Origin of the sequence: Lachnoclostridium phytofermentans (assembly GCF_000733755.1) — a bacterium.
Lineage (GTDB): Bacteria > Bacillota > Clostridia > Lachnospirales > Lachnospiraceae > Lachnoclostridium > Lachnoclostridium phytofermentans_A.
In genome coordinates this window covers 984,144-1,009,148 of record NZ_JPOF01000003.1, presented here as the reverse complement: position 1 = coordinate 1,009,148, position 25,005 = coordinate 984,144, and the positions used below count along the sequence as shown (strand labels likewise).

The following is a 25,005-nucleotide window of genomic DNA, read 5'->3' as shown; positions in this document are numbered from 1 at the left end:
GCTGTTCCGGTAAGCTTCGTCTGACGATAGGCTGGTGCAGCGGCAATATTAGGATACATGGAAAGGATATTAATATGGCCGGAACTTATGATATTAATAATGATTTAAGAGACATAGAAACTCCGGTAATCCTATTTCAGAATGTTAATAAGGATTATCAAAAAGGAACCCACGCGATAAATAACATAAGCTTCGAAATCCGTAAGGGTGAATTTGTTTTTATAGTTGGTTCAAGCGGCTCCGGTAAATCGACTTTGATAAAGTTAATGTTGAAAGAAATCAAACCAACCAGTGGTAAAGTATTTGTAGCAGGAAGAGAACTTTCTAGATTAAAACGTTGGCAGGTTTGTAAATATAGAAGAACGATTGGAGTAGTGTTTCAAGACTTTCGTTTGCTACCAGACCGAACTGTATTTGAGAATGTAGCATTTGCGCAAAGAGTAATTGAATCACCAGCAAGGGAGATACGAAGACAAACCCCAAAGATGTTATCTATTGTAGGGTTGTCTGAAAAGCATAAATCTTATCCTAAGGAACTATCTGGTGGAGAACAACAAAGAGTTGCACTTGCGAGAGCACTGGTGAATAATCCAGTTATGTTACTTGCTGACGAGCCAACTGGAAATCTTGATCCAAAAAATTCTTGGGAAATTATGCGTTTGTTAGAAGAAGTGAATAAGCGTGGAACTACGGTTGTGGTAGTTACTCATAATCGTGAAATTGTAGATGCGATGCAAAAGAGAGTCATTACGATGAAAAATGGTGTTCTCATCAGTGATAATAAAAAAGGTGGGTATGCACATGCCAAAAATTAGTACAATTATTTATAGTGTGAAACAGGGCACAAAAAATATAAAGCGAAATCGTATGTTTTCCCTAGCATCGGTAGGAACGATAACGACCTGTTTATTTTTGTTTGGAATTTTCTATTGCATTTTAATGAACTTTCAACATATTATTAAGAATGCAGAACAAGGTGTCAGTGTAACTGTCTTTTTTAATGAAGGAATTACCTCACAAGAAATAGAGTTAATCGGTGAGAAAATAGGACAGAGAGTAGAAGTAGCAAAGTATGATTTTGTATCGGCAGAAGCTGCTTGGGAGGAATATAAGAATACAAAGCTGGATCCGGAGCACGCAGCTAGCTTTGGTGACGACAATCCGCTTGAGAATTCTGCACATTATATTGTGTACTTAAATGATGTGGAGATGCAGGAAGTATTAGTGCGATATCTCCAATCGATACCAGGAGTGAGACAGGTTAATAATTCGGAAGCAATTGCCGATGTCTTATCTGGAGTAAATAAAGGGTTAGCGTTCGGAACTACCGCAATTATCGTAATATTATTAGGTGTTGCCGTGTTCTTAATAAGTACTACCGTTACCATGGGAATCTCAGTTCGTAGGCAGGAAATATCTATTATGAAATTGATTGGTGCAACCGACTTCTTTATAAGAGCTCCATTTATTGTGGAAGGAATTATTATAGGATTAGTGGGTGCAATACTTCCTTTAGGTTTACTACATGTGCTCTATAATAAGGGAATTCACTATCTTATGACTAGCTTTAGCAGTCCACTAAAGAAAGCAGATTTTATAGCAACCGGAACGATGTTTAAGACATTAATCCCGGTATGCTTGTTAATTGGAGTGGGCATAGGTTTTTTAGGTAGTTTTATCACTCTTGGTAAACAGCTACGAAAAATAAATTAGAGTATAGAAACTAAGTGCCTTTCAGTCTTTGGCACAAATCTACCAATGCGTAATTAAGTGTACGCAGGAATAGGAGTAAGGATGAAACAAAAGAAGCCGATAAAGAAACAAGGAGTAAAGCAAAAAAGAAAACAGAGTACCTATCGTATGGCTACCTGTGGACTTGTTATGGCACTTTCTGTACCTTTTATAAGTATTGGCTTTCAAGGACAAGATAGCATTACCGCCAAGGCTTTTTCTACGCCAAAATTAGCCACACTGAATGGTGGCTACAATATTTTCTTTCATAAGACATACGAGGAAAAGTTAAAAGAAGCAGAAGAAAAGAAAAAAGAATTAGAGCAGAATAAAAAAAATACGGAAAAAAAGCTGGCAGATTTAGAAAAGAATAAAAATGACATTTTAAAATACATTGAAGAACTAGATATCCAGTTAAATGAACTCACCTTGCATTTGGAAGAATTAGAGACCTCTATCACCGATGCAAAGGCAGAACTTGAGATAACCAGAGCCAATCTTTTAGTAGCAAAAGAAACAGAAGCAAAACAGTATGAGACGATGAAGAAACGTATACAATATCTTTATGAGAATGGTTCAGAAGATATTTTGGACGTTTTTCTAAGCTCAGGAAGTATTGTTGAATTTTTAAATCAAGTAGAGTATTCAAAAAAAATTACAGAATATGATGATAATCTGTTGAAGCGCTATACGGAAACTAAGGAAGAAATTATCAGGCAGGAAGCTTATCAGCAAGCAAAACTGGAAGAATTAGAAGCACTTGAAGCAAGTGCTCTTTATGAACAAGAGACACTACTTGCGTTATCTGCTCAAAAGGGTGAGGAAATTATCCGTTACACAGAAGCAATTGGTGCTAATGAGGAATTGTTTGCTGAGTATTCCAATGAAATTGCTAACCAAGAAAAAAATATAGATGAGATTAAAGAAGAAGAACAAAAGCGTATTGCGGAAGAAGAACGAAAGCGAAAAGAGGAAGAAGAACGAAGACGTAGAGAAGAGGAGGAACGAAAAAAACAGGAGCAAGCAAATCAATCCTCCGATGCTTCAAGTGTAGAACAGAGCGACAACAAAGATTTAAGTCAGATGATTTGGCCATTACCTGGTGACCCAAATGTTTATAGCAAATTCGGTTATCGTAATGCACCGACCGCAGGTGCAAGTACCTATCACCGAGGGGTTGATATCGGTGGTGCAATGGGAGCAAATATCGTTGCTTCTCTAGCAGGGAAAGTGGTAACGGCAACTTATAGTCTCTCTTCCGGAAATTATGTAGTAATTGACCATGGAGATGGTGTTCAGACTAAATACTTGCATTGTTCTAAACTATTAGTTAGTGTTGGGGATACAGTGAAGCAAGGACAGGTCATTGCAAAAGTTGGTTCTACCGGTATTTCAACTGGACCACATTTACATTTTAGTTTAGTGTTAAATGGAACTTATGTTGATCCACTTAAATACATAAGTTACAATTAATTATAATAAGATAATAGTAGGCTTGTGGTACGACGAAAGTTTTGGTGTGCTTGTATCATATCTTAATAAAACGAAGTTTTGTGCCTTACGATGTTATGGCACAAAATTTCATTATGCGCAGAGACATGAGTGGGAAAGAAAGTAATTTAGTTATACGCCTATGTCATCTTTAGCACAAAATTAATATGCGCAAAAACAAGCGCAAGATTGGAGGTAGGAATGAAAAATAGATTTGTAACCGGAGTAATATCCGGAGTGCTCTGTACCTTAATTATCTGTAGCCTTTCGTTTGGCGTGCTATATCGAAATGCTCTAGCGCAAAGAGACAATGGTTACACGAATGAGTCTTCACAGACCGCGGATAAGAATAATCAAAATGGTACAGAAGCAGATGGCAGTACAGTAGTTGATGAAGCAACGTTTCAAAAGAAACTAAAGTATATGAAAAACCTTGTAAATAACTTTTATTTGTGGGATGTTAACGAGGGCGATTATCAAACAGGTATGTTAAAGGGTATGATGAGTGCCTTAAATGATCCATATTCCAGTTACTATACCAAAGAAGAGTATGATTCCCTTATGGAGACTACCAATGGTATTTACTATGGAATTGGTGCAACGGTAAGTCAGAATGTCAATACAGGTATTATTACCATTGTGAAACCTTTTGTAGATGGTCCTGCTTATAAGGCTGGTGTTCTACCGGGGGATATTCTATATAAGGTAGAAGAGGAAGAAGTGACTGGCGTAGACCTTACCAAAGTAGTAAACAAGATGAAGGGCGCTGAGAATACTGAAGTTCGTATCTCTGTAATGAGAGAAGGTAAAAGTGAACCGATTGAGATAACGATTATAAGAGGTCAGATTGAGGTTCCTACCATTGAGCATGAGATGCTAAAAGATAAGATTGGTTATATTAGTATTCTCGAGTTTGATAAGATAACAGTAGATCAGTTCATGGCAGCAATTAAGGATTTAGAGTCCCAAGGTATGAAAGGTCTTGTGATTGATCTTCGTGATAATCCTGGTGGATTATATGATTCTGCAGTTAAGATGCTTGATCGTATTATTGGAAAAGGACTATTAGTTTATACAGAGACTAAGGATGGTACTCGTTCCGAAGATTTTGCAACGACAAAAGAAGAGTTAAAAGTACCATTGGCAGTCATAGTGAATGGAAATAGCGCAAGTGCTTCTGAGATTTTCGCAGGTGCAGTACAAGATTACAAGAAAGGTACTATTGTAGGTACACAAAGCTTTGGAAAAGGTATCGTTCAATCACTCTTCCCTTTGTTTGATGGAAGTGCAGTAAAAGTAACCGTATCCAACTACTTTACTCCTAATGGAAGGAGTATTCATAAGACAGGAATTACTCCAGATGTGGTAGTAGAGTTAGATGCTGAGTTAAAACAAAAAGTAGTGATAACTCACGAGGAAGACAATCAGCTACAAAAAGCGATTGAGGTTCTAAAGCAGCAAATAAAGTAAAACAGCAAGTAAAGTAACAGTAAAACAAAGTAATCATTAAAGTAATAAATAAAGAAATTTAAAAAAAGCGTTATCGATAACTCTTAGTAGAGGTTAGAGTTATTGATAACGCTTTTTCTTTATGAAAATAGTAAAAAATATTAGGAATTATGGAGAATAATTACACATCAAGAAAAAAGGCTGCTAACTCTTAAGAAAAACAGAGTGATTTTAAAAGGATAGCGATTATTATAACCCAGAAAAATATAATTGGGAGAGCGTAAAATCATCTTTTGCTTTCCATCCTGCCATAAAGAAGCGGATAGAGATAAATTATTTTCTAGTAATCTGGTGTCTTTGAGGTGTCAAAGTGATTTCGCGTAGAACGACACCTTCCCGAAGGGATAATGCATATTCTACAGTATCTGCAATCTCCTCCGGAGTTAGATAAGTATCAGGTGTTGTTCCTTCTCTAAAGTTTGCATTTCGATAAAGATTTGTTTGTGTCATATCAGGCTGTATTGTGATGACTTTAACTCCGTATTTTCTAGTTTCTTCAAAAAGGGAGGATGAAAAACTGCTTAAAGCTGCCTTTGTTGCTCCATAAGCGCACCCATGTGGGTTTGCTTTCTCTGCGGTAACGGATGAAATATTTAAAACCGTTCCTTGAGTCTTTTTTAAATCACGTAAAAAGAAGTTGGTGAGTAAAAGTGGAACCTCTATATTAACAGTAATCATTTCGTGTATTTTCTTTGGATTTAATTCTTCGTGAGGACCATAATATCCGACGCCGGCATTGTTTACTAATAAGTTGACTTCACCTTGCCCTTTTATTTCCGTAATGATTTGAACCAATGCTCCAGTATTGGTTAGGTCACAAAGAATAGGTTGAAAATTTGGGGATTCACATAGAACTTTATCTGTGCTAGCAGTCCTTGAGAGTCCATAAACTTTATATTGTAAAATTAGAAGCCTTTTTGCAATTGCTTGGCCAATACCAGAGGAAACTCCAGTCACAAGGGCAGTTTTCATTATATTACCTCCATATAAAATATAGTCATGTATCATAAATTAAGTAAAAATCAGGTATTAGAGTAATCTTACTCCCATACAAAAATCCGATCCTTGTCATAGCACTCCGAAAGTATTTGATATGCAAAATCCATCATTTCATTGGTAATATCTCTACCATAATGTGCCACCCCTTCCTCAGGCTCATAAGGATACTGTAGAATAGCAGACTGAGGACGCTGCTTTCTCATACGTTTTAGATAATCTTTGGATACTCGAAATACCCCTAGGCTGATGTCACGGATTGAATCTGGAGATATTTTTGTCCAAAGATAATGAAAAAAGTCTTCATAAACTTTCTTGTAATTAGCAACATAAATCATAGGATCAAAGCATAGTCGCACTGGATGACCTAAGGAAAGTGCTGTTTTGATAGCTTTCATTCTAGCAAAAAGACTAGGGGTACCGTGTTCATAGTTTTTGATAATCGTCTCAGGAGATAGTGTAAAAGCATAAATAACATTAGGTAGTACAGGTAGAGTCTTTAATGCAACTTCATTAGCACTTTTCGTTCTGATTTCAATTGTTAAATCTGTATGGTCTTTTGCAAACTCGCACCATGCCAAAACAAAACCAAAGAGACCTTCTAATGCTAAGAGATCGGTATCATAAGAGATACAAAGATAGACTTTATGATACTGTAACAGTTCCGCTACCTTAGAAAAGATGTCCTCTAGGTTGACAAATACGACAAGATTAGCGGAAGGATACATTCCTTGTAAGTAACAATATTCGCAATCATAAAGGCAGTTCATGATACTTGAGGTATAATAAAAATACTCTTCCCCAAAACCTTGACAAACAGGAGCACCTTTTAAGATAAGTTCTCCATGCTTTTTTGCAAGAATCAGATTCGGTGAGTTTTTTTGATGAAGAAAACTCTGGTGAGTACGATTAAAGACATCTTTATAATGCGTTATAATGATAGTCTTAGCTCGCGGAAAACGACAAAGAATCTGCTTTGTACGTGGATGATCGATTATCTCCTCTTCCACATAAATATGGGTAAAGTAATTAGGTTTTAAGAAGTTGTTTGAGTTCGTAGACATATTGTTTCCCTTCTACTTTGGATTTACAGTTACAGACCTCCGGCCGATTAAGAAAATCTTTAAGCAACGTTTTTAATGGACGTTTTAAACAATGAGCATAGAGGAGATGTTGCCTTAAAGAAGCTGTCATACTAGAGGTAAGGAATAATCTTTCTTCTAATTGTTGTATCAGCGGTTGTACTTCTTGTGTAAAATCTTTTAAGTCCTGAGAGTATATTCCGTTACTTGTTTTTGAATGGATAGAAGGCAACAAAACATCCTTACACCAATCAATAAGTGGAGTAATGCCTTCCTCTATAAGATTCTGAGAACGGGATATTACATCCTTGGTGGAAGACTCTTCCTTAGGATAATCAGATACCATTTTTATAAAGTACATCTGATGTTGAGAAATAAAATGAATAGCAGCATGATAAATACCATAAGCCTCCATATCCACTAATTCCGTATGAGGAGATAGAAGAAAAGCAGTATCCTTTGTTATGATTGTATTCGAACTTAGGAGTGATGCCTCTTTAAAGGGATGTGTTGGAGGAAGGTCGGGATAACAGGTCCGTGGGCTGCTTTGTGAGGTTAATTTATTGCTTAGTAGGAGTTCACCAAGAGCATACTCTTTGGTGAGAGAGCCACAAAATCCAAAGTTTAGTAAGAGGTCAGTAGTAGTTGGATTTTTTATTGTAAAAAGGTTAGTAAGTGCTATTGCAGCTTGTAATTCAGAGATCCCTGTTATAATAAGAGTGATCTCTTCCGATTCAAAAACCTCGAATCTTTCATAGGTTAGATTTTTCTTTAACCCGAACCCCTTTATAAATGGTGAAGCCTCTAGATAGAGAGCAGTAGCGATATATAACATAAAGAACCCTTTCGTTATTTATTGGATTTCACCTATCGAATTTTATAAGTAAAACTATCTGGCAAAATATATCTATCCTAATATTATAAGCGTTTTATATTGGACATGCAACGGAAAGACTTCCTATTTCTAGAATGAAAATCTAGAATTTTATGAAAATGTATTGCACAAAATGATAAATTGTGGTAACATATCTTTTCAGTACGGACATGTGTATTTGTAGTGCAAACATAAAATATTGCATACAATGAAGTAATTGGGATTAAAGGTAGTATAAAAGTTAAGAGCAATCTTCATACTTTTATTTATAGCAGTATCACATCTATCTAAGATGTAATATGCAATGGTTGTTATGGGGGATCTTATGGACGATGAAAAATACTATATAGTGAAGAAGAAGGCACTACCAGAAGTATTATTAAAGGTAGTTGAAGCCAAGCGCTTGCTGGATTCGGAGAGGGTTATGACAATACAAGAGGCTACCGATGCCGTGGATATCAGCAGAAGTTCATTTTACAAATATAAGGATGATATTCTTCCATTTCATGAGAATAATCGAGGTAAAACGATAACATTTATGATACAGATGGACGATATTCCTGGACTATTGTCATTGGTTTTAAATCAGATAGCAAAAAGTAATGCAAATGTATTGACCATTCATCAGACGATACCAATTGGTGGCATAGCTTCACTAACACTTGGCATTGAGATATTGCCACAAGCATTAGAACTATCACAAATGTTAGATTCAATAGAGGCGCTTGATGGGGTTCACTACCTAAAGATTCTGGGTAGAGAGTAGACAATGAACGGTTTTGACAAACAATTCATTTGTGTAAAAGTGGGCACAGTAATTCAAGTTATCTTGTTTTTTATACGTGCTAAAGCACGTGGATAGGACTTAGTACACACGAATTTGTACTGTCGCCCAAATTCGAAGGATTGCGACAGAATGGAGGATTTATATGAAGATAGCAGTGTTAGGATTTGGAACCGTAGGTTCTGGAGTATATGAGGTAATTAAGACAAATTACGAGACAATTGCAAAACGTGCTGGTGAAGCTATTGATATTAAATATGTACTGGATTTAAGAGATTTTCCGGGAAATCCTGTTCAGGACATTATTACTCATGATTTTAAAGTAATTGTCAACGATCCAGAAGTTAAGGTTGTAGTCGAAGTAATGGGTGGTGTTGAACCTGCTTATACTTATGTTAAGGAAGCGTTACTAAAGGGTAAATCGGTATGTACCTCCAATAAAGAATTAGTAGCGAGACATGGAGCGGAGTTATTAGAAATCGCAAAACAAAAAAAGATTAACTTTTTATTTGAAGCTAGTGTCGGTGGTGGTATCCCTATTATTCGTCCTCTTAATCAATCTCTAACAGCGGATGAAATTGTTGAAATAACAGGTATTTTAAATGGTACTACAAACTATATTCTTTCGAAGATGAAAACACAAGGTTCTGAATTTGCAACTGTTCTTAAGGAGGCCCAAGAGCTTGGATATGCAGAACGTAATCCAGAAGCTGATGTTGAAGGTTATGATGCTTGTCGAAAGATAGCAATTCTTACTTCTCTTGCTTATGGAATGCATGTTGATTTTGAACAGATCTATACGGAAGGAATAACAAAAATAACGGCAGAGGATATTAAGTATGCCAATGTTTTAGAGGCTAGTATTAAATTACTTGCAACCAGTAAAAATGTAGATGGTAAGGTGTATGCGATGGTTGCTCCTAAGATGATAACCGATAAGCATCCATTATTTTCAGTGAATGATGTATTTAATGGAATTCTCGTGAAAGGAAATTTACTCGGTGATGTTATGTTCTATGGAAGTGGAGCAGGAAAACTCCCAACGGCAAGTGCAGTTGTTTCTGATGTTGTAGATGCTACCAAGCATATGGGAACTAATATTATGACATTATGGAGTAGCAAACACCTGATTCCAGCAGATATGAATAGCTATGAAAGCAAATTTTTTGTTCGTGTGCCTTTTGCGGAAGAGGAGACTGCGAAGGAACTTTTCCAGATTGCGAAAGTTGTAACTGCTCCTGATGTGGAAGGAGAATATGCATTTATTACGGAGAAGATGACCGAGGAAGCATTTGAAGAGGCAGCAAAGAAGATTTCGATAGTGAATCGTATTCGTGTGGAATTTTAGTCATAGAACAACACTTTAGGTTTTATGTTACTCGGAAAAAATTTCTAGTAACATGAAAGAATACTTATATGTTACATTCATGAGGGGATGTATTATACGTATAGAGAATGAGACAAGAGGAGAAAGTTATCCTACTTGTTATGAGTAAAGTTAGGTGAAGGATGTTTGCATTCTTCACCTACAAATATATAGGTTATTGTTTTGTGATAATATGCGTAAGGTTTCTATGAGTTACGTAAAACCGGAAATGGAGGCTAAGATGAAATATATAGTAGTACTTGGAGATGGAATGGCGGATGAGCCAATCGATAGTTTAAAAGGTATGACCCCACTTGAATATGCAGAAACAAAAACCATGGATGAGCTGGCAGGAAAATCAGAGATAGGACTTTGCCACACGATTCCAGAGGGGATGAAACCAGGAAGTGATACAGCAAATCTTGCTGTTCTAGGATACAATCCCAAAAAATATTATACTGGGAGGTCACCTCTTGAGGCATTAAGTATTGGAGTGCAACTAAGTAAAACCGATATTGCAATACGCTGCAATATTGTAACGATATCAGAAGAAGAGGTACCATATGGACAAAAAACAATCATAGACCATAGTGCAAGTGAAATATCTACAGCAGAAGCAGCAATTCTTTTAGATGCAGTAAGGAAAGAACTTAGCACAGAAGAGTTCTCTTATTATTTAGGTACAAGTTATCGTCATCTCCTCATCTGGGATCAGGGTAAAGTGGTAGAATTAACACCTCCACACGACATTCTTGGCAAGGTTATAGGAGAGTATCTTCCTGAGGAAGATAAATTAAGGGTGATGATGGAAAAGAGCTTTACTATCTTAAATAATCATCCAATTAATATAGAACGTCAGAAAAAGGGGTTAAACAAAGCAAATTCGATCTGGTTCTGGGGGGCAGGAACGAAACCGGCATTATCCTCATTTGAAGAGAAGACAGGAAAACGTGGGGTTATGATTTCGGCGGTGGATTTATTAAAAGGTATTGCAGTAGGAGCAGGGATGAGGGTAATAGAAGTTCCTGGAGCAGACGGTACCTTACACACCAACTACGAGGGTAAGGCAATGGCAGCCGTAGACGCACTAACCAATGATGGTTACGATTTTGCGTATGTGCATGTAGAAGCACCAGATGAGATGGGGCATCAAGGAAATTTAAAGCATAAAATTGAAGCAATTGAATCATTGGATCATCGAGTTATCCGAGTTATAACAGAAGAGATGAAAAGTCGAGGATGTGATTATCGAATGCTTGTGATGCCAGACCATCCAACACCGCTTCGTATACGCACACATACCTCAGACCCAGTACCTTATATGCTTTATGACAGTACGAAAGAATTAAAAAAAGTTGCATTTTACAATGAAAAAGAAGCAAAATTAAGTGGAAATATAACGAATGAAGGGTATCAACTCATTGACAAATTACTTCAGATAAGCTAGCATAGGAAATATGCGTTTAATCATGCACTAAAAAAAAGATGATTAATAGAATAAAGCAACAGGCTAATAGAAGAAATATTATTCTATGGAAAAGCTATGTTTAGGAGGCATCTATGCTAATTGTAAAGAAATTCGGTGGTACTTCGGTTGGAAGCAAAGAGAGAATATTAAATGTCGCGAAGCGAATCATTGAAGACTATAAAAAAGGTCACGATGTAGTAGTAGTTTTGTCTGCCATGGGAAAAAAGACAGATGAATTAATCGCACAAGCGAAAGACATCAATCCAAATCCACAGAAGCGTGAATTAGATATGCTGTTAACGGTAGGAGAACAGACATCGGTTGCTCTCATGGCGATGGCAATGGACGCTTTAGGTGTTCCTGCGATATCTCTTAACGCATTTCAAGTTGCAATGCATACGACTTCAACCTATGGAAATGCCCGCCTAAAGCATATTGATACAGAGAGAATTCGAAATGAACTCGACGCAAAGCGAATTGTGATCATTACTGGATTTCAGGGAATCGATAAGTATGATAACTACGCAACACTTGGACGCGGCGGTTCCGATACGACAGCGGTGGCTCTTGCAGCAGCACTAAAGGCAGATTCCTGTGAAATCTATACCGATGTAGACGGTGTTTATACTGCAGATCCAAGATACGTTAAGAATGCGAAAAAGCTTAAGGAAATTACTTATGATGAGATGCTTGATTTAGCGTCTCTTGGTGCAGGTGTACTTCATAATAGATCTGTTGAAATGGCTAAAAAATATGGAGTACAGCTTGTTGTGCGTTCCAGTTTGAATACATCGGAAGGTACCATTGTTAAGGAGGAGACAAGAATGGAAGAAATGTTAGTAAGTGGCGTAGCAGGAGATAAAAATACAGCCCGAATCTCGGTCATAGGGTTACAAGATAATCCGGGAGTAACATTTAAACTCTTTCAACATTTGGCAAACCATAATATCAATGTCGATATTATTTTACAGTCGGTGGCTCGCGAAGGTACCAAAGATGTAAGCTTTACTGTAGCAGAAGATGCAGTGGATGAAGCGTTAGAGGTTATTAAGCGTCATAAGAATACAAGTCTTGCTTGTGACTATATCGAAGTTGAGACAGCGGTAGCGAAAGTATCCGTCGTTGGTGCTGGAATGATGAGTAATCCTGGAGTAGCAGCAAAGATGTTTGAAGCCCTATATGATATTGGTGTAACGATCAAAATGATAGCAACTTCGGAGATACGAATTACTGTGTTAATTGACGAAGCTTATACAGAGCAGGCAATCAAAGCAGTTCATGATAAATTTATGTTAGGCGAAGCCTAAATAAAATTTGAAAGCATCGTAAGTAGTTACCATAACACCTAGAGAATAAGATCTTAAATCTGGTGTGTATATCCACACTTTTAGAAGCCCCATTTTTCAAGGTTTTTCTGCCATTCGCACTAGATTATCGTATATACCACATAAAGTCAAGGTCAAAAGCAAGCACCTAAGGGGTATTAGCAAAAGACTGCTAACACCCCTATTACTATTCTCCTTCTTCTTTCCATTGTCAAGTATTGCTTCGCAACTTTTTGCCGGAACGGCAAAAAGCAAGTCCTTGACAATGCCTAATCTTCTATAAATTGCTTAAGTGTTGTTAAAGTCAAGTAGTATAGAATCAAGTCTTACTTATTACATAAATACCATTTTGAAGTTTGGCTATATATAATTCATTGTTATTAAGGAAATATACCATTTCTTGTTTTCTAATTTCATTATCTTCATTCAGATAAAAGAAAGGACAAAAAACAGAATTAAAATATCCCTCTAAATGCTTTAAAGTATCGTTATTGTAATCATAGATTTTTCCATATCTCTCTGAAAAATCCACATATTCTGATAAAATATCATTTGAAATAATTTCTGAATTGAGCAATACATATTTGTAAATTCTATTTGAAAAGTTTTTAACCTCTACATCAACTACCTTTTTTCTTGTATCAGATAAAACAGAGATGTCTATATCATTCTTTATATCTGCAAAATCTTCCTGCTCCAAATATATATTTTGCTCTATTGGTTTATTTACATTTTTACTAGACCAATATCTCTTTTTCCCCTTGCTTACAGCCATTAAAATCGACGGCTTTCATTGTCTGTATATCATAATAAGTATGGTGCAACTCTGGCACTCCCAAATACTGAAGCTCAGGCACTTGATTTTTCAATGAAGTAAAGAAACTATGCAGAGCCTTCACACAGACTTCATAATTAACTGCAAAATCTCCATACTTTTTCATAAGGATAGCATCATCAAAGGTAAGTGTCACAAACAAATTCCAATCATTAGCATAAGCAATATCATAAACCTTGCCTTTTGTTCGGTTTAATGATGTAACAAGACTTTTCTGCTCTCTTTCATAATCAGTTAAAATATCGGCAGTGTAAACATTAGGCACTCGGATAGTAACATAAGACTTTAAATGCTCCATATCCTCATCAAACAAGACCATATTTATCTCATCTTCTAGTTGTTGCTTCCAACAGGCATATACACCTGTACCATCCCCATTGTCTATCATAAGCTCTGAAATAGAAGTTCTATACTTCTTTAGCTGAATAACTATATTGTCAATCTTATCTTGAATCATAACAGGGTTGTTATATAAACTTGCTGTAATTTGATTGTTATATTCTTTAATTTTTATAATATATTTCTCCATATTCTGTTCCTCTTTCCTATATTATTTTTAGCATTATATACATTCAAAAAACAGAATATTACATTTTTCGACAAAAAGTTTATTTTATTTCACAGCAGATATATTCTTTCATCAGTGCATTTCTGTTTTCTCCATGTCCGAGACGTGCACTCACTCTGTCTAATGATTGCTGAACAGAAAGCCCCTCTTTTCTGTATTCTTGATATTTGTTTGTAGCATAGTTTTTTCTAAGAGTATGAAAAGCCCCATTGTCAATAGATATTCCCTTTTCTTTGCTTCTCTGTTAAATGCCTGTTGTAAGCTCCCTGTCTGGACAGGGCATACTCTATCCCCTTTCTTCTGTTTCAACTGCTCTAATACCTCTTTTTGCCCCTTATTCTCCACAGGAACAAAGCGACTTCTCTTTCCCTTACTGTCCACAATCTGAATACCATTATCTTTAATATCTGAATATTTCAGTTTGGAGCATTCCGATGCTCGAAGTCCAAAATTTTTGGAAAGCAATACGGCTTTCTTTAGATTTTCATTTGTGGTCTGGAGCATTTTGGAGTAATCATTTTCTGATAACATTATGTTTCTGATTTTTCCACCACCATTTTTTTCAGATAAAGGAACTGTCACACTATGATAATCAACTTTAATATGATAGGTATTGTTTATCAGTCGTTCCAACTTCTGAAATCTGCTTTTGTACTGTTCCAATGTTTTTTGAGAGCAATCCGCCGATTTGCCATTCAAAAATTCTTGGATATGGTCACTCTGTATATCCTTAACCATTTTTACCTCTGAATGATTTTCTTTCAGAAAATTAGAAAAACCACTACTAAGGTCTATTAAATTTTTTCTGTCTGAATAGGAGAAAATTCTTTCTCCATTCATTTCCCCATTTGCTTTTATGGAATGTTTATTCATTCCCTCTGTAAAATGACTGTCTATTGCATTTTTAAACTGATATTTGATGTTTCTTGACATTATATTCCCCCTTCTAATCAGCATAAGCATTAAGAACCGGCTACGCCGATTCTTAATGCTTACACACTACACATCTATGAAAAAAGTAAAGGATTGTATTTCCTTTCAGACTAATTCTGCTTGTATCTATATACAAGCCCACACAACCAATATCACCCAATCCATAGTGATAAATTAGTTACTGCTCCATAGGAGCCTACTTCCTTTCTGCCTTTCCTTAAAATCTCCTTTCCCATATTTCTATCCCATAATACAAAAGAAGGACACCGCTCGTTAAAGCAAATGTCCCTCTTAATCTTTATATAGGATAGGCAGATTTAACAAGTCTATTATAAGCCTACTCCTTGTCCTTATAACAGTTAAAAGCAATCATAGACTTGTTTACATAGAACTTACCTTTTTATTACTTATCCTTTTCAACTTAATCACAAAAAGCAATTATCGTGTTTATTTCTAAGCACATTATATTATAGATTTCCCTCAAAAATTTATTCATTTTATTTTTGTAATATGGTATAATCAAAAATACAAATTTGAATTTTGGGAGGAGAAGTACTGTTATGGTTCGTATAGCAAATATAGAAGACTCAATACAATTAGAAATTTTAAATAATGAGTTTAACGGTAAAGGGGAAACCACTCTTGAAAATATCCGAAAATCTCTTTCCAATAATCAACAAGAAATTATCGTAGTTGATGAAGAAAATGGTTTACTTGTAGGCTTTGTTTGTGTTCAATTGAAAAAATCGTTTTGCTATGATGAGTATATGCCAGAACTGACGGAAGTATATGTAAATGAAGAATATCGTAAAAAAGGAATTGCTAAGAGTATGATTACTTTTGCAGAACAATATTGTGGAAACAAATTCCCTTGTCATAAATTTGAACTTCTTACAGGGAAAAATAATAGCAATGCACAAATAGTATATGATAAATTGGGATATAAAAATGACGGAGAAATTCATTTAGCTAAAAAAATTTAAAAGATAAATTCCAGTTTGTCTAATAGAATACATCTAAAAAAGGGAACCGGCTACGCCGATTCCCTTTTTGTTAGTTCAATGCAATTTTCTGCTTTTTAACAGAATATAACTTTTGAGGGTTATATACATCTACTGTATCTTTGATTTCAAGCCCCAACTCTTTCAGATAGTTAAAAGTTGTACTTATATTTTGATGTTGCAGTTTATTCATAAGAGTAAACACATCTAATCCAGCTTTTATACTGTTCTTTGCAAAGGTATGTCTCATTAGATGAATAGATGTCTTATCAACACCTCTTGCCTTGTTGTATCTAGCAATATCATCTTGCATACTTCTTCTTGCAATCTGTTCTCCTATGTCAGTACAAAGCAGATAATCTGCTCTACTACCTTTTCTATTTCTGATATACTCTTTCAGTATAGTAGCAAACTCTTGATTAAAGTATGTCATAAAAGGTTTTTTGTTCTTTGTAGCATTGATGATGATACTGTTATTCTCAAAATCAATGTCTCCAATTTTGATGTTAATCATTGAAGTAATTCTAAGCCCAGTACAGATTGCAAGATTTTCCAATACCCAAACTTCATACTCTGTAAAAGTACATTTTCTCAAATTTGGCTTTTTTAAGAGTTTTCTCAACTCTTCATCTGTATAGGTTTGTTTAATCTTTCCTTGTGCTTTCACTTCCTTGATTGGGAACTCTTCACAGTATCCCTGTTCCATACACCAGTAGGAAAAAACTCTTACTGTCAGACAATAACTTTTTACTGTCATATCTGCTATATTACGAGCTTTCAATTTTTCAAAGAACAGATTATAGGCAGACTTATCATACTTTGACATCTGAACTGAGCCACCTAGCAACTTATGGAGCATATTCAAATGATTTCTATAAGTTGCCAAAAGACTTGAACCCACACTCAGAGGAACAAGAACCTAAATCTTGCATGTCTGCCAATTCCATCAATCCTGCAATTACTACACACTATAACCTAAATCTAGTTCTTTAGGTGGAAGTGATGCTTATGGTGCTTTTTTTGTTAAATTAATTTATTGAAATCTTGCCGTTTGCGTGGTTATCTTTATCGGTGTTAAAAAAAGTCGTGGTGATTAAGGGAAGTAACGCATCATCATGAATCAAAGTGATTTGAAATACAGTGAAACCTTCCGTTTAAATTGCAACGAAATCCACCCAAACACAATCAAGACCCTTGACAAAGCATAGGAAATCATTATATGATTAAGTGGTTTTGTAAAATTTGTACGAAAATTATTATTCAAATAGAATGTTGTAATCATTGGATGGAGGATTAGCTGTGATAAATCATGCTAAGGAAATAAAGAAGAGAAGAACATTTGCAATCATTTCTCACCCGGATGCTGGTAAAACAACGTTAACAGAAAAATTACTTCTATATGGAGGAGCCATTAATCTGGCGGGTTCTGTTAAGGGTAAGAAAACAGCAAAACATGCGGTCTCTGACTGGATGGAAATCGAGAAGGAGCGTGGTATTTCCGTTACCTCCTCAGTAATGCAGTTTAATTATGGTGATTATTGTATTAATATTCTTGATACACCGGGGCATCAGGATTTCTCGGAAGATACGTACCGTACCTTAATGGCAGCAGACTCTGCTGTCATGGTAATTGACGCCTCTAAGGGTGTTGAGAACCAAACGAAAAAACTGTTTAAAGTATGTGTGATGAGACACATTCCTATCTTTACTTTTATTAATAAGATGGATAGGGAAGCAAGGGATACTTTTGAATTATTAGATGATATCGAAACAGTTCTTGGGATAAAGACTTGTCCTGTGAATTGGCCAATCGGTTCAGGAAAAGAATTTAAGGGTGTATATGACAGAAGTACTCAGACGATTAGTAAATTCACTGCTGCTAACAATGGTATGAAAGAAGTTGAAACAGTAGAAGTTACTATAGGTGATCCAAGCCTTGATGGATTAATCGGGAAAGAACGCCATGACATTCTTTCTGAAGAGATTGAATTATTAGATGGTGCGAGTGCAGAATTTGATCAAGAATTAGTGAATAAGGGTGAATTAACACCAGTATTTTTTGGTTCGGCTTTAACTAATTTTGGTGTAGAGACATTTTTGAAACACTTCTTATCGATGACAACATCTCCGCTTCCTAGAGTTTCTAATATTGGGGAAATTGATCCTTTAACGAACGATTTCTCAGCTTTTGTATTTAAGATACAAGCAAATATGAATAAAGCTCATCGTGACCGTATTGCATTTATGCGTATATGTTCAGGTAGATTTGATGCAAATGAAGAAGTTTATCATGTGCAGGGTGGTAAGAAACTGCGACTTTCACAGCCACAACAGTTAATGGCTCAAGAGAGAAAGATTTTAGAGGAAGCTTATGCAGGTGATATTATAGGTGTATTTGATCCTGGTATATTTTCTATTGGTGACACTCTATGTATGCCTGGCAAGAAATTCGAGTATGAAGGAATACCAACCTTTGCACCAGAACATTTTGCGAAAATCCGTCAAGTTGACACGATGAAAAGAAAGCAATTTATTAAGGGTATCACACAGATAGCTCAAGAAGGTGCAATTCAGATATTCCAAGAGTTTAATACCGGTATGGAAGAAATCATTATAGGTGTTGTAGGTGTTCTTCAATTTGATGTTCTTAAATTCCGTCTTGAGTCGGAATACGGTGTTGAAATTCGTATGGAACAACTTCCGTATGAACATATCCGTTGGGTAGAGAATAAAGACATTGATGTATCCAGCTTAAGTGTTACTTCGGATACAAAGCGTATCAAGAACATGAAGGGAAGTCCTCTTCTACTCTTTGTTCATGCTTGGAGTATTAATACGGTACTTGATCGAAATAAAGGCTTAAAGCTTTCAGAGTTTGGTCATGAATAATAAAAGGGAAAGATGATTATTCAGATTAAGAAAAATTTATAGATTTTAGGTAAGTCTGGGGTAGTATAGCGCTATTCCAGACTTTTTTATGTGGTGTTTATTTCAAAGTGTTATTTAAAGTCAAAGGATTTTAACAGAAAAGAATAGATTTCATAACATAAGTAGAAGGAACAGTAAAACATAGATTTCATACCGTAAGTAGAAGGAACAGTAAAACATAGTAGCAAATTACGGAAAAGAGTACGATCTACTTCCTTGGTCCAACAGGCGAAATAGTTAACTAAATAGTATAAATGATTCTTTGGAACTATTATTAAGTAGTATCGTCTAATTTATAGAAACATGAAAATAAAATGGAGGAGTTACGTATGAAGAAGAAGGGCATCCTGAGACTTTCGGTTGTTTGTTTATTATGCCTTTTGATAGGTGTAGCAGTATTAATAAAAAAAGGAAATGATAAAAAAGAAGAACCTCTAATTGCTAGTGAAGTAGGGGAAAATGGCCTATTTACTGCTGGTGATCATTATATATTGGCAATGGATAAGTATGAGGAAAATTACTCTCATCAGATGAGTAAGAAACTAAATGAAATTACGAACCTATATTTAAATGATGGAATGAATAAATACTATTCTATTATTCCAGATAAAAGTTATTTTGTAGAAAATGATAGTTATCCAAAAGAGAACTATGAATCCATGCTCTCCATACTAAAGGAGGAAGTAAAAGGAATCGAGTATATCGATTTATTTGAGACTCTAAGTATCCATGATTATTATAAGACAGATTTGCATTGGAAACAGGAGAACTTGTTTCCAGTAGTAAAAAAACTTGGCAAGGCTATGGATTTTAAAATTAGTACAAAGAATTTTAAAGAAAATGTGGTAGAAGGGTACTATGGGGTTTATAAAGGATATGGTATTGAAGCTGAACCAGAGACTTTAACCTATTTGACTAATGATTATACCCAGAATGCGTTAGTATCGGTTTATGAAGTGGCAGAGCAAACAGGTGTTTATTTCACGGATGCCTTAACTACGGATGTATGGTACAACGTATTTTTATCAGGACCTAATCCGTTAGTAACGATAGAAAATCCTGATGTAACGAATGGAAAAGAATTAATCATCTTTGGTGACTCATTTACAAGCAGCCTTGCTCCACTCCTATTAGAAGCCTACGAAAAGATTACGTTAATCGACCTTCGATTTGTTGCAACACAGTATTTAGGTGAGGTTGTTGAGTTTACAAACCAAGATATTTTATTTTTATACAACACTCAGATAGTAAACCGCAGCGCTATGTTAAGGTAGTATGAGGCTTCAACGTGAGTGCTAGTAGGGACTTTCATTATAACACTTCTTAAAGTATTTATCAGATAACGGTGCAAGAAACGCACCTTTGATAAGAAGTTGCTTCGCAGCTTCTTATCAGTTATACTATAGAATAGATTTACGGGGGAGGCTTCGTAAAAATATTGTATAGGGGGAAAGCAGGATGCAGACCGAGAATGGCTATGAGATAGAAAACCTCATGAGAACCTACGGTAATGATGTACTCCGAACGGCGTATATGTATGTGAAAGATCTTCACATATCAGAAGATATCTTTCAAGATGTGTTCATTAAAGTAAATAAACATCTACATACATTTCAGGGGAATAGCAGCATTAAAACTTGGATATTAAGGATTACCATCAATACCTGCAAAGATTATTTAAAAAGTGCTTATCATCGAAAAATAGTTCCGATGGAGGATTTTATAGAAGACTCCATAGTTTCAGAGAGTGAGTTTGATGTAATAGAGCGAGAAGAAACAATACATACCGTAAAGGAAGCTGTTATGGCATTACCGGAACACTATCGTTCGGTTATCCTTTGCGTGTATTATGAAGAACTTAGTATGGAGGAAGCAGCAAAAGTACTAGAATTACCGGTTGGAACTGTGAAAAGCCGTTTGGCACGAGCAAAAGAAAAATTGAAAGAATTCATGGAAGGGAGGGTATAGTATGAAGAAAAATATAAAAGAAGAAAAAAATACTATGAATCTATCTGATTTCGCATCAGACCCTTTCTTTGATTCGTTAAAAAGACAATTAGACGAATCGTTAGACCTTGAGGATATTATGGTGAGCGAGGATTTAATCCAATCAACCTTAAGAGCTATTGAAATAAAGAAAGAGACCGCGCTTCATGAGGATGATAGCGTAAGTACGGAGGAAAAACACACAATCTCCATCGAAGATAATGAGTTAATCTCCAAAAGGGAAGAAAATACAATCTCCATGGAAGATGAAATACGAGTACGTAAAGAAAGAAAAGGTAAGAACAAAAGAAAAATCATAAAGTACATAGGAACATGGGGTTCAGTAGTTGCAGCAAGTATTTTATTATGCTATTTAGGAGGTCAGGGAAGATTAGATTTATTTATGGAAAATAAATCTGCATCTATGAAAGATTCGGGTACTGGGGCTTCTAATACAAGCAGTGAATTGAATTTTGATTCTCAATCGATAAATGAAGCAAGTACTGAGAGTCCAGATGAAGAAATGATGGATGAAGCGACTTTTACCAAAGGAGATAGTACAACAGAGAATGATAAACTAGACAATCAAGATGATCTAAGAAAAAACTACACACTAGATGATATAGGGCAAGAGAATAATTCGAAAGATCAAACATCACTAGAAGAAGGAAAAGTAAGCATAACAGCTAAGGATACTCTAAATGGAAATGCAGATTCAAAAGTGGAATATAATACGAGTGGTTATAACCAAGATGGAGTACCAAAAAAGGCTTACGATTATGCGGTTGAAGATATTAAGATATGGACCGATGCCAGCTCTGTGAATATCAATTTAGAGAGCAAAGAAGAGGAAAAAATTAAGGACATTATGCTTCTTATGTCTTCAGAATATCTGCATTTAACAGCGGAGGATCCGGTTGGGGCTATGAAGTATATTATTTGTATTCCTCTAACAGAAGAGGATGTGATCGTATACTTTATTAATGATGCCGAAGTTCTTATTAAGACCTATGGGAAGGAAGGGATAGTAACGTCAACCTCATATGAAGTGGATGAGGATTTTGATTTGCTTCAAGCTATTGAAACTATAATAGATTAAGCATGCGATAAATAAAATCAAGGGCAGGAACTAAAAGAAATTGATGAGAATAAGTATAAAATCTCATAGGTAACAAAATGAAAATAAAATCAAAAAGGACTTTAACGGGAAACACCAGAATAAATGGTTTCACCGTTAGAGTCCTTTTCTTATGTTGAGAGAGGGATTACTACCCTCATGTTCATCCGTGATTAACTTATAAGAAATTGCGAAGCAAATTCTTATAAATGGCGCTGTTTTTGTGTTGCAAATCTGAATATTGAAACACGATTTTTTCAATATTATAGCTTATCAAAAGATTGGAATAAACTTCTGATAAAAGGTACGTTTTTTCTCCGCTAGTTCCGATAAGATTATGCTTCTGTTGTCTCTTCCTTAGAAGATTCTTCTGTTAAGTCTTCAGTTAAAGAATCCGCATCTGAAAATTCACTTGTAATATTGATGGAAACATATTCACGACTATCATTTGAACTAGAAGAATCTGTCATGTCAAAATCATCTAAGTCGTCATCTAAATCATCAAATTCATCTGGTGTTTCTTTACAGATATATTTCTTGCAAAAATAATATGCACCACATGCAAGCGCACCAAGGGATACCACACCTGCAACGAATTTAAAGAATTTTTTCATGGTAGAACTCCTTTCATTTACAAATATCAGTATCTGTCATTTCATATAGTATTTATTCATTATAATGCGGATTCATGAAAAAAGAAAGTAAAAGTTATATAAATAATAAATTATTCCATACATGGATATTTTTTATTTTTGAATTTGATAATAATTACTAAAAAATAAGAGGATTAAGGATTAAAAATAGTCTAAATATACAAAAATTCACAAGTATATACATTGACTATAAATGGAAAATTATATAAGCTTATTGAGGACAGCCAATAGAATATTACTGTAGTGGGGGAAATTCGCTATATCCAAACGAACAAGAGCATGGAGGTTAATATGAAAAAAGTGATATCGAACAAACATTTTTTTGATTTTAACAGTATTCGTTTTAAGGTGTTAGGATCTTATCTATTATTGCTTGGATTAGTCATAATGGTAGGTGCATTATCGTATTTCAATGCATCAAGAACCATTATGCAAAATTATGAGAATGCAATAAAACAGTCTTTGGATTTGTTAAGAGAGCATATTGAGTATGGATTTGATTCGGTGGAGACGACAGCGGTGGAGTACTTAATGAATGCAGAGCTGAACAAATATTTAAGTGGTGCTTATGAAGCAGATAAAGAGCAGCAAAATAAGTTTTACCATAGTATGAAGACGGAGATATTAACAAAGGCATCAGCAAATCATTTTATCAGTAATATCTACTTCTTTAGTGATACTGTAAATCCTCTGTCAACGAATAGAAAGTTACCTCTTGGTATGTATACTTCCTATAAATACAGCGAGCAAGGAAAAACCGTTTTAGAGAGTAATAACACATTTGAGTGGGTAAAAAAAACATCTGTGATTGATGAGTCGCTTAGAATCAACAAAGATTCTTATGCGATACGATTAGTAAAAGCGTTTAAGGAAATGGATGCTTTCTTAGCAATCGATATTAAGGTAGATGCTATTTTAGATATTATCAATAAGATCGAGATTGGTGAAGGTGGTTATCTGAGCTTTATCACCTCAGATGGAATGGAGCTACATCAGGATGGAGAATGGAAATCACTAATTATTGATACCGATTTTTATCAAATGGCGAGAGAAGATGATATTTCAGAAGGTGAGATTAAAGAAGTGACTTTCCTTGGGCAAGACTTTATCTTCTTGTATGAAATGGTCGGTGATACCAACACGATGGTATGTGCATTGATTCCACATAGTGAATTATTAAGTCAAGCAACAAGTATTAAGAATGTTGCCTTAATTGCAATGCTAGCAGCAAGTGTTTTAGTGATCCTCATAGGAGGTAGCATCTATCTTCGAATCAGTGGGTCGATGAAATATATGATAACAAATATGAGATTAATAGCTAAAGGCCAGATTAATACAAGATTTCAAAGAAAACATAAGGATGAGTTTATGGAACTTTCTGGACATCTAAACAATATGATGGATGGCATTCATGGCTTGCTATTAGAGGTGAAATCAGTCAGTAATCAAGTTTTAACGATGTCTGTTAAGGTATCAAAGTCTTCCGAAGTATTTGCAGAGTCTACGAGTCAGATTTCTTGTGCTATGAATGATATTGAAGATGGTTTATCAAGCCAAGCAACAGATTCAATATCTTGTATGAATAAGTTAGATGATTTAGCATCCCAGATCGGTTTAGTGGATGATGGGACGAGGAAAATGCAAGAGTTTGCGGATAAAACCAAGAAATCGATACAAGGAAGCCTTAGCCAGATGGAAGTGTTACGGGAAAAAGCTACTAAAACAAATCATATTACTCAGACAGTCATCGAAACTATTAAAGAACTACATAGCCAATCTAGTGTTATTGGGCAGATTATAAAAACAATTAATGAGATAGCAGATGAAACGACGCTTCTGTCTTTAAATGCATCCATAGAGGCAGCAAGAGCTGGTGAAGCAGGGCGTGGATTTAAGGTAGTAGCGGAAGAAATAAAGAAATTAGCAGAACAATCCATAGCGGCTACTGATGAAGTGAAAGTAATCGTTGATAAAATTAACAAAAAAACGATTTCCGCAGTGTCGAGTGCTAAACTGGCCGGTGAGACAATAACTTCCCAAGAACAGGCTGTTCGAAATGCGGAAGGGGCATTTGATGAACTTAGGCTGGAAGTTGAGAATCTTATTGCAACAATACATAATATATTTAACCAAGTCAACAAGATGCAGAATAAAAAACAAGAATCATTGATCGATATGGAGAATATATCAGCTGTAATTGAAGAAATTGTTTCTTCTGCTACATCAGTAGGGGAAAAGACATTAAGTCAGTCAGAAACTGCCAACGGACTATTTAAGACTTCTGAAGAGATGGTTAGTCAGGTGAATAAATTAATGAAGACTTTAGAACAGTTTGCAATCGAAGAATAAAAGTTGCAA

General features: G+C 35.4%; 22 protein-coding genes. 14 read left to right on the top strand and 8 right to left on the bottom strand.

Annotated elements, in window-relative coordinates; all coding sequences use genetic code 11:
* Nucleotides 1–74: 74 nt before the first annotated feature.
* The 4 genes from ftsE to CC92_RS0109725 all read left to right on the top strand — a co-directional run bounded on the left by ftsE (nt 75) and on the right by CC92_RS0109725 (nt 4,692).
* On the top strand, nt 75–815 hold the full coding sequence (ftsE, locus tag CC92_RS0109740) for a cell division ATP-binding protein FtsE (RefSeq protein WP_051650727.1): 741 nt from the start codon (nt 75–77) through the stop codon (nt 813–815).
* On the top strand, nt 802–1,713 hold the full coding sequence (ftsX, locus tag CC92_RS0109735; protein ID WP_029503076.1) for a permease-like cell division protein FtsX: 912 nt from the start codon (nt 802–804) through the stop codon (nt 1,711–1,713). The genes ftsE and ftsX overlap by 14 nt, the downstream gene beginning before the upstream one ends.
* A gap of 81 nt (nt 1,714–1,794) precedes the next feature.
* Nucleotides 1,795–3,204 (top strand): M23 family metallopeptidase, encoded by a 1,410-nt coding sequence (locus tag CC92_RS23220; RefSeq protein WP_051650728.1) that lies wholly within the window; start codon nt 1,795–1,797, stop codon nt 3,202–3,204.
* Between the two features lie 219 nt (nt 3,205–3,423).
* A complete protein-coding gene (locus CC92_RS0109725; RefSeq protein ID WP_029503078.1) occupies nt 3,424–4,692 on the top strand; it encodes a S41 family peptidase in 1,269 nt (422 codons plus the stop codon).
* 312 nt (nt 4,693–5,004) lie between these two features.
* Here CC92_RS0109725 and CC92_RS0109720 read toward each other — a convergent pair whose 3' ends face one another.
* The 3 genes from CC92_RS0109720 to CC92_RS0109710 form a co-directional block, all read right to left on the bottom strand.
* Nucleotides 5,005–5,703, bottom strand: coding sequence for an SDR family oxidoreductase (locus CC92_RS0109720; protein WP_029503079.1), 699 nt, complete (start codon nt 5,701–5,703; stop codon nt 5,005–5,007).
* Nucleotides 5,704–5,771: 68 nt separating this feature from the next.
* A complete protein-coding gene (locus CC92_RS0109715) occupies nt 5,772–6,791 on the bottom strand; it encodes an SPL family radical SAM protein (RefSeq protein WP_029503080.1) in 1,020 nt (339 codons plus the stop codon).
* Nucleotides 6,757–7,644 carry a hypothetical protein gene (locus CC92_RS0109710; protein ID WP_029503081.1) on the bottom strand — a complete coding sequence of 296 codons (888 nt, stop codon included), beginning with the start codon at nt 7,642–7,644 and terminating at the stop codon, nt 6,757–6,759. Before CC92_RS0109710 ends, CC92_RS0109715 begins: the two co-directional genes overlap by 35 nt.
* Nucleotides 7,645–8,008: 364 nt before the next feature.
* On the opposite strand from CC92_RS0109710, the gene CC92_RS0109705 reads away from it, so the two are divergent.
* The 4 genes from CC92_RS0109705 (at nt 8,009) to CC92_RS0109690 (ending at nt 12,608) form a co-directional block, all read left to right on the top strand.
* The gene (locus CC92_RS0109705) at nt 8,009–8,449 is read left to right on the top strand and encodes an ACT domain-containing protein (RefSeq protein ID WP_029503082.1); all 441 of its coding nucleotides are present in this window, start codon (nt 8,009–8,011) and stop codon (nt 8,447–8,449) included.
* A 163-nt stretch (nt 8,450–8,612) separates the two neighbouring features.
* Nucleotides 8,613–9,815 carry a homoserine dehydrogenase gene (locus tag CC92_RS0109700; protein ID WP_029503083.1) on the top strand — a complete coding sequence of 401 codons (1,203 nt, stop codon included), beginning with the start codon at nt 8,613–8,615 and terminating at the stop codon, nt 9,813–9,815.
* A 259-nt stretch (nt 9,816–10,074) separates the two neighbouring features.
* The gene (locus CC92_RS0109695; protein ID WP_029503084.1) at nt 10,075–11,280 is read left to right on the top strand and encodes a cofactor-independent phosphoglycerate mutase; all 1,206 of its coding nucleotides are present in this window, start codon (nt 10,075–10,077) and stop codon (nt 11,278–11,280) included.
* A gap of 113 nt (nt 11,281–11,393) precedes the next feature.
* Nucleotides 11,394–12,608, top strand: a complete 1,215-nt coding sequence (locus tag CC92_RS0109690) for an aspartate kinase (protein WP_029503085.1) — start codon at nt 11,394–11,396, stop codon at nt 12,606–12,608.
* A gap of 337 nt (nt 12,609–12,945) precedes the next feature.
* Here the strand turns inward: CC92_RS0109690 and CC92_RS0109685 are convergent, their stop codons facing one another.
* The 3 genes from CC92_RS0109685 to CC92_RS0109675 all read right to left on the bottom strand — a co-directional run bounded on the left by CC92_RS0109685 (nt 12,946) and on the right by CC92_RS0109675 (nt 14,962).
* The gene (locus CC92_RS0109685; RefSeq protein WP_029503086.1) at nt 12,946–13,401 is read right to left on the bottom strand and encodes a hypothetical protein; all 456 of its coding nucleotides are present in this window, start codon (nt 13,399–13,401) and stop codon (nt 12,946–12,948) included.
* Nucleotides 13,364–13,990, bottom strand: a complete 627-nt coding sequence (locus CC92_RS0109680; protein WP_029503087.1) for a hypothetical protein — start codon at nt 13,988–13,990, stop codon at nt 13,364–13,366. The genes CC92_RS0109685 and CC92_RS0109680 overlap by 38 nt, the downstream gene beginning before the upstream one ends.
* 159 nt (nt 13,991–14,149) lie before the next feature.
* Nucleotides 14,150–14,962 (bottom strand): tyrosine-type recombinase/integrase, encoded by an 813-nt coding sequence (locus CC92_RS0109675; protein ID WP_029503088.1) that lies wholly within the window; start codon nt 14,960–14,962, stop codon nt 14,150–14,152.
* Between the two features lie 560 nt (nt 14,963–15,522).
* Here CC92_RS0109675 and CC92_RS0109665 point away from each other — a divergent pair.
* A complete protein-coding gene (locus tag CC92_RS0109665) occupies nt 15,523–15,945 on the top strand; it encodes a GNAT family N-acetyltransferase (protein WP_029503089.1) in 423 nt (140 codons plus the stop codon).
* 70 nt (nt 15,946–16,015) lie between these two features.
* Here CC92_RS0109665 and CC92_RS0109660 read toward each other — a convergent pair whose 3' ends face one another.
* Nucleotides 16,016–16,789 carry a tyrosine-type recombinase/integrase gene (locus tag CC92_RS0109660; RefSeq protein WP_051650729.1) on the bottom strand — a complete coding sequence of 258 codons (774 nt, stop codon included), beginning with the start codon at nt 16,787–16,789 and terminating at the stop codon, nt 16,016–16,018.
* A 473-nt stretch (nt 16,790–17,262) separates the two neighbouring features.
* Between CC92_RS0109660 and CC92_RS0109655 the strand changes: the two genes are divergently transcribed.
* From CC92_RS0109655 to CC92_RS0109640, 4 genes are all read left to right on the top strand, one after another.
* The gene (locus CC92_RS0109655; protein ID WP_029503091.1) at nt 17,263–18,852 is read left to right on the top strand and encodes a peptide chain release factor 3; all 1,590 of its coding nucleotides are present in this window, start codon (nt 17,263–17,265) and stop codon (nt 18,850–18,852) included.
* 368 nt (nt 18,853–19,220) lie between these two features.
* Nucleotides 19,221–20,165: a DHHW family protein gene (locus CC92_RS0109650; RefSeq protein WP_051650730.1), complete on the top strand. Its 945-nt coding sequence runs from the start codon at nt 19,221–19,223 to the stop codon at nt 20,163–20,165.
* Between the two features lie 184 nt (nt 20,166–20,349).
* The gene (locus CC92_RS0109645) at nt 20,350–20,859 is read left to right on the top strand and encodes a sigma-70 family RNA polymerase sigma factor (RefSeq protein ID WP_029503093.1); all 510 of its coding nucleotides are present in this window, start codon (nt 20,350–20,352) and stop codon (nt 20,857–20,859) included.
* A 1-nt stretch (nt 20,860) separates the two neighbouring features.
* Complete coding sequence (locus CC92_RS0109640; RefSeq protein WP_029503094.1) at nt 20,861–21,976, top strand: hypothetical protein; 1,116 nt, start codon at nt 20,861–20,863, stop codon at nt 21,974–21,976.
* A 353-nt stretch (nt 21,977–22,329) separates the two neighbouring features.
* On the opposite strand, the gene CC92_RS0109635 is transcribed toward CC92_RS0109640, so the two are convergent.
* Nucleotides 22,330–22,608, bottom strand: a complete 279-nt coding sequence (locus CC92_RS0109635; RefSeq protein WP_029503095.1) for a hypothetical protein — start codon at nt 22,606–22,608, stop codon at nt 22,330–22,332.
* A 330-nt stretch (nt 22,609–22,938) separates the two neighbouring features.
* Between CC92_RS0109635 and CC92_RS0109630 the strand changes: the two genes are divergently transcribed.
* Entirely contained in the window at nt 22,939–24,996 is a 2,058-nt protein-coding gene (locus CC92_RS0109630; protein ID WP_029503096.1) for a methyl-accepting chemotaxis protein, read from the top strand.
* Nucleotides 24,997–25,005: the final 9 nt, after the last annotated feature.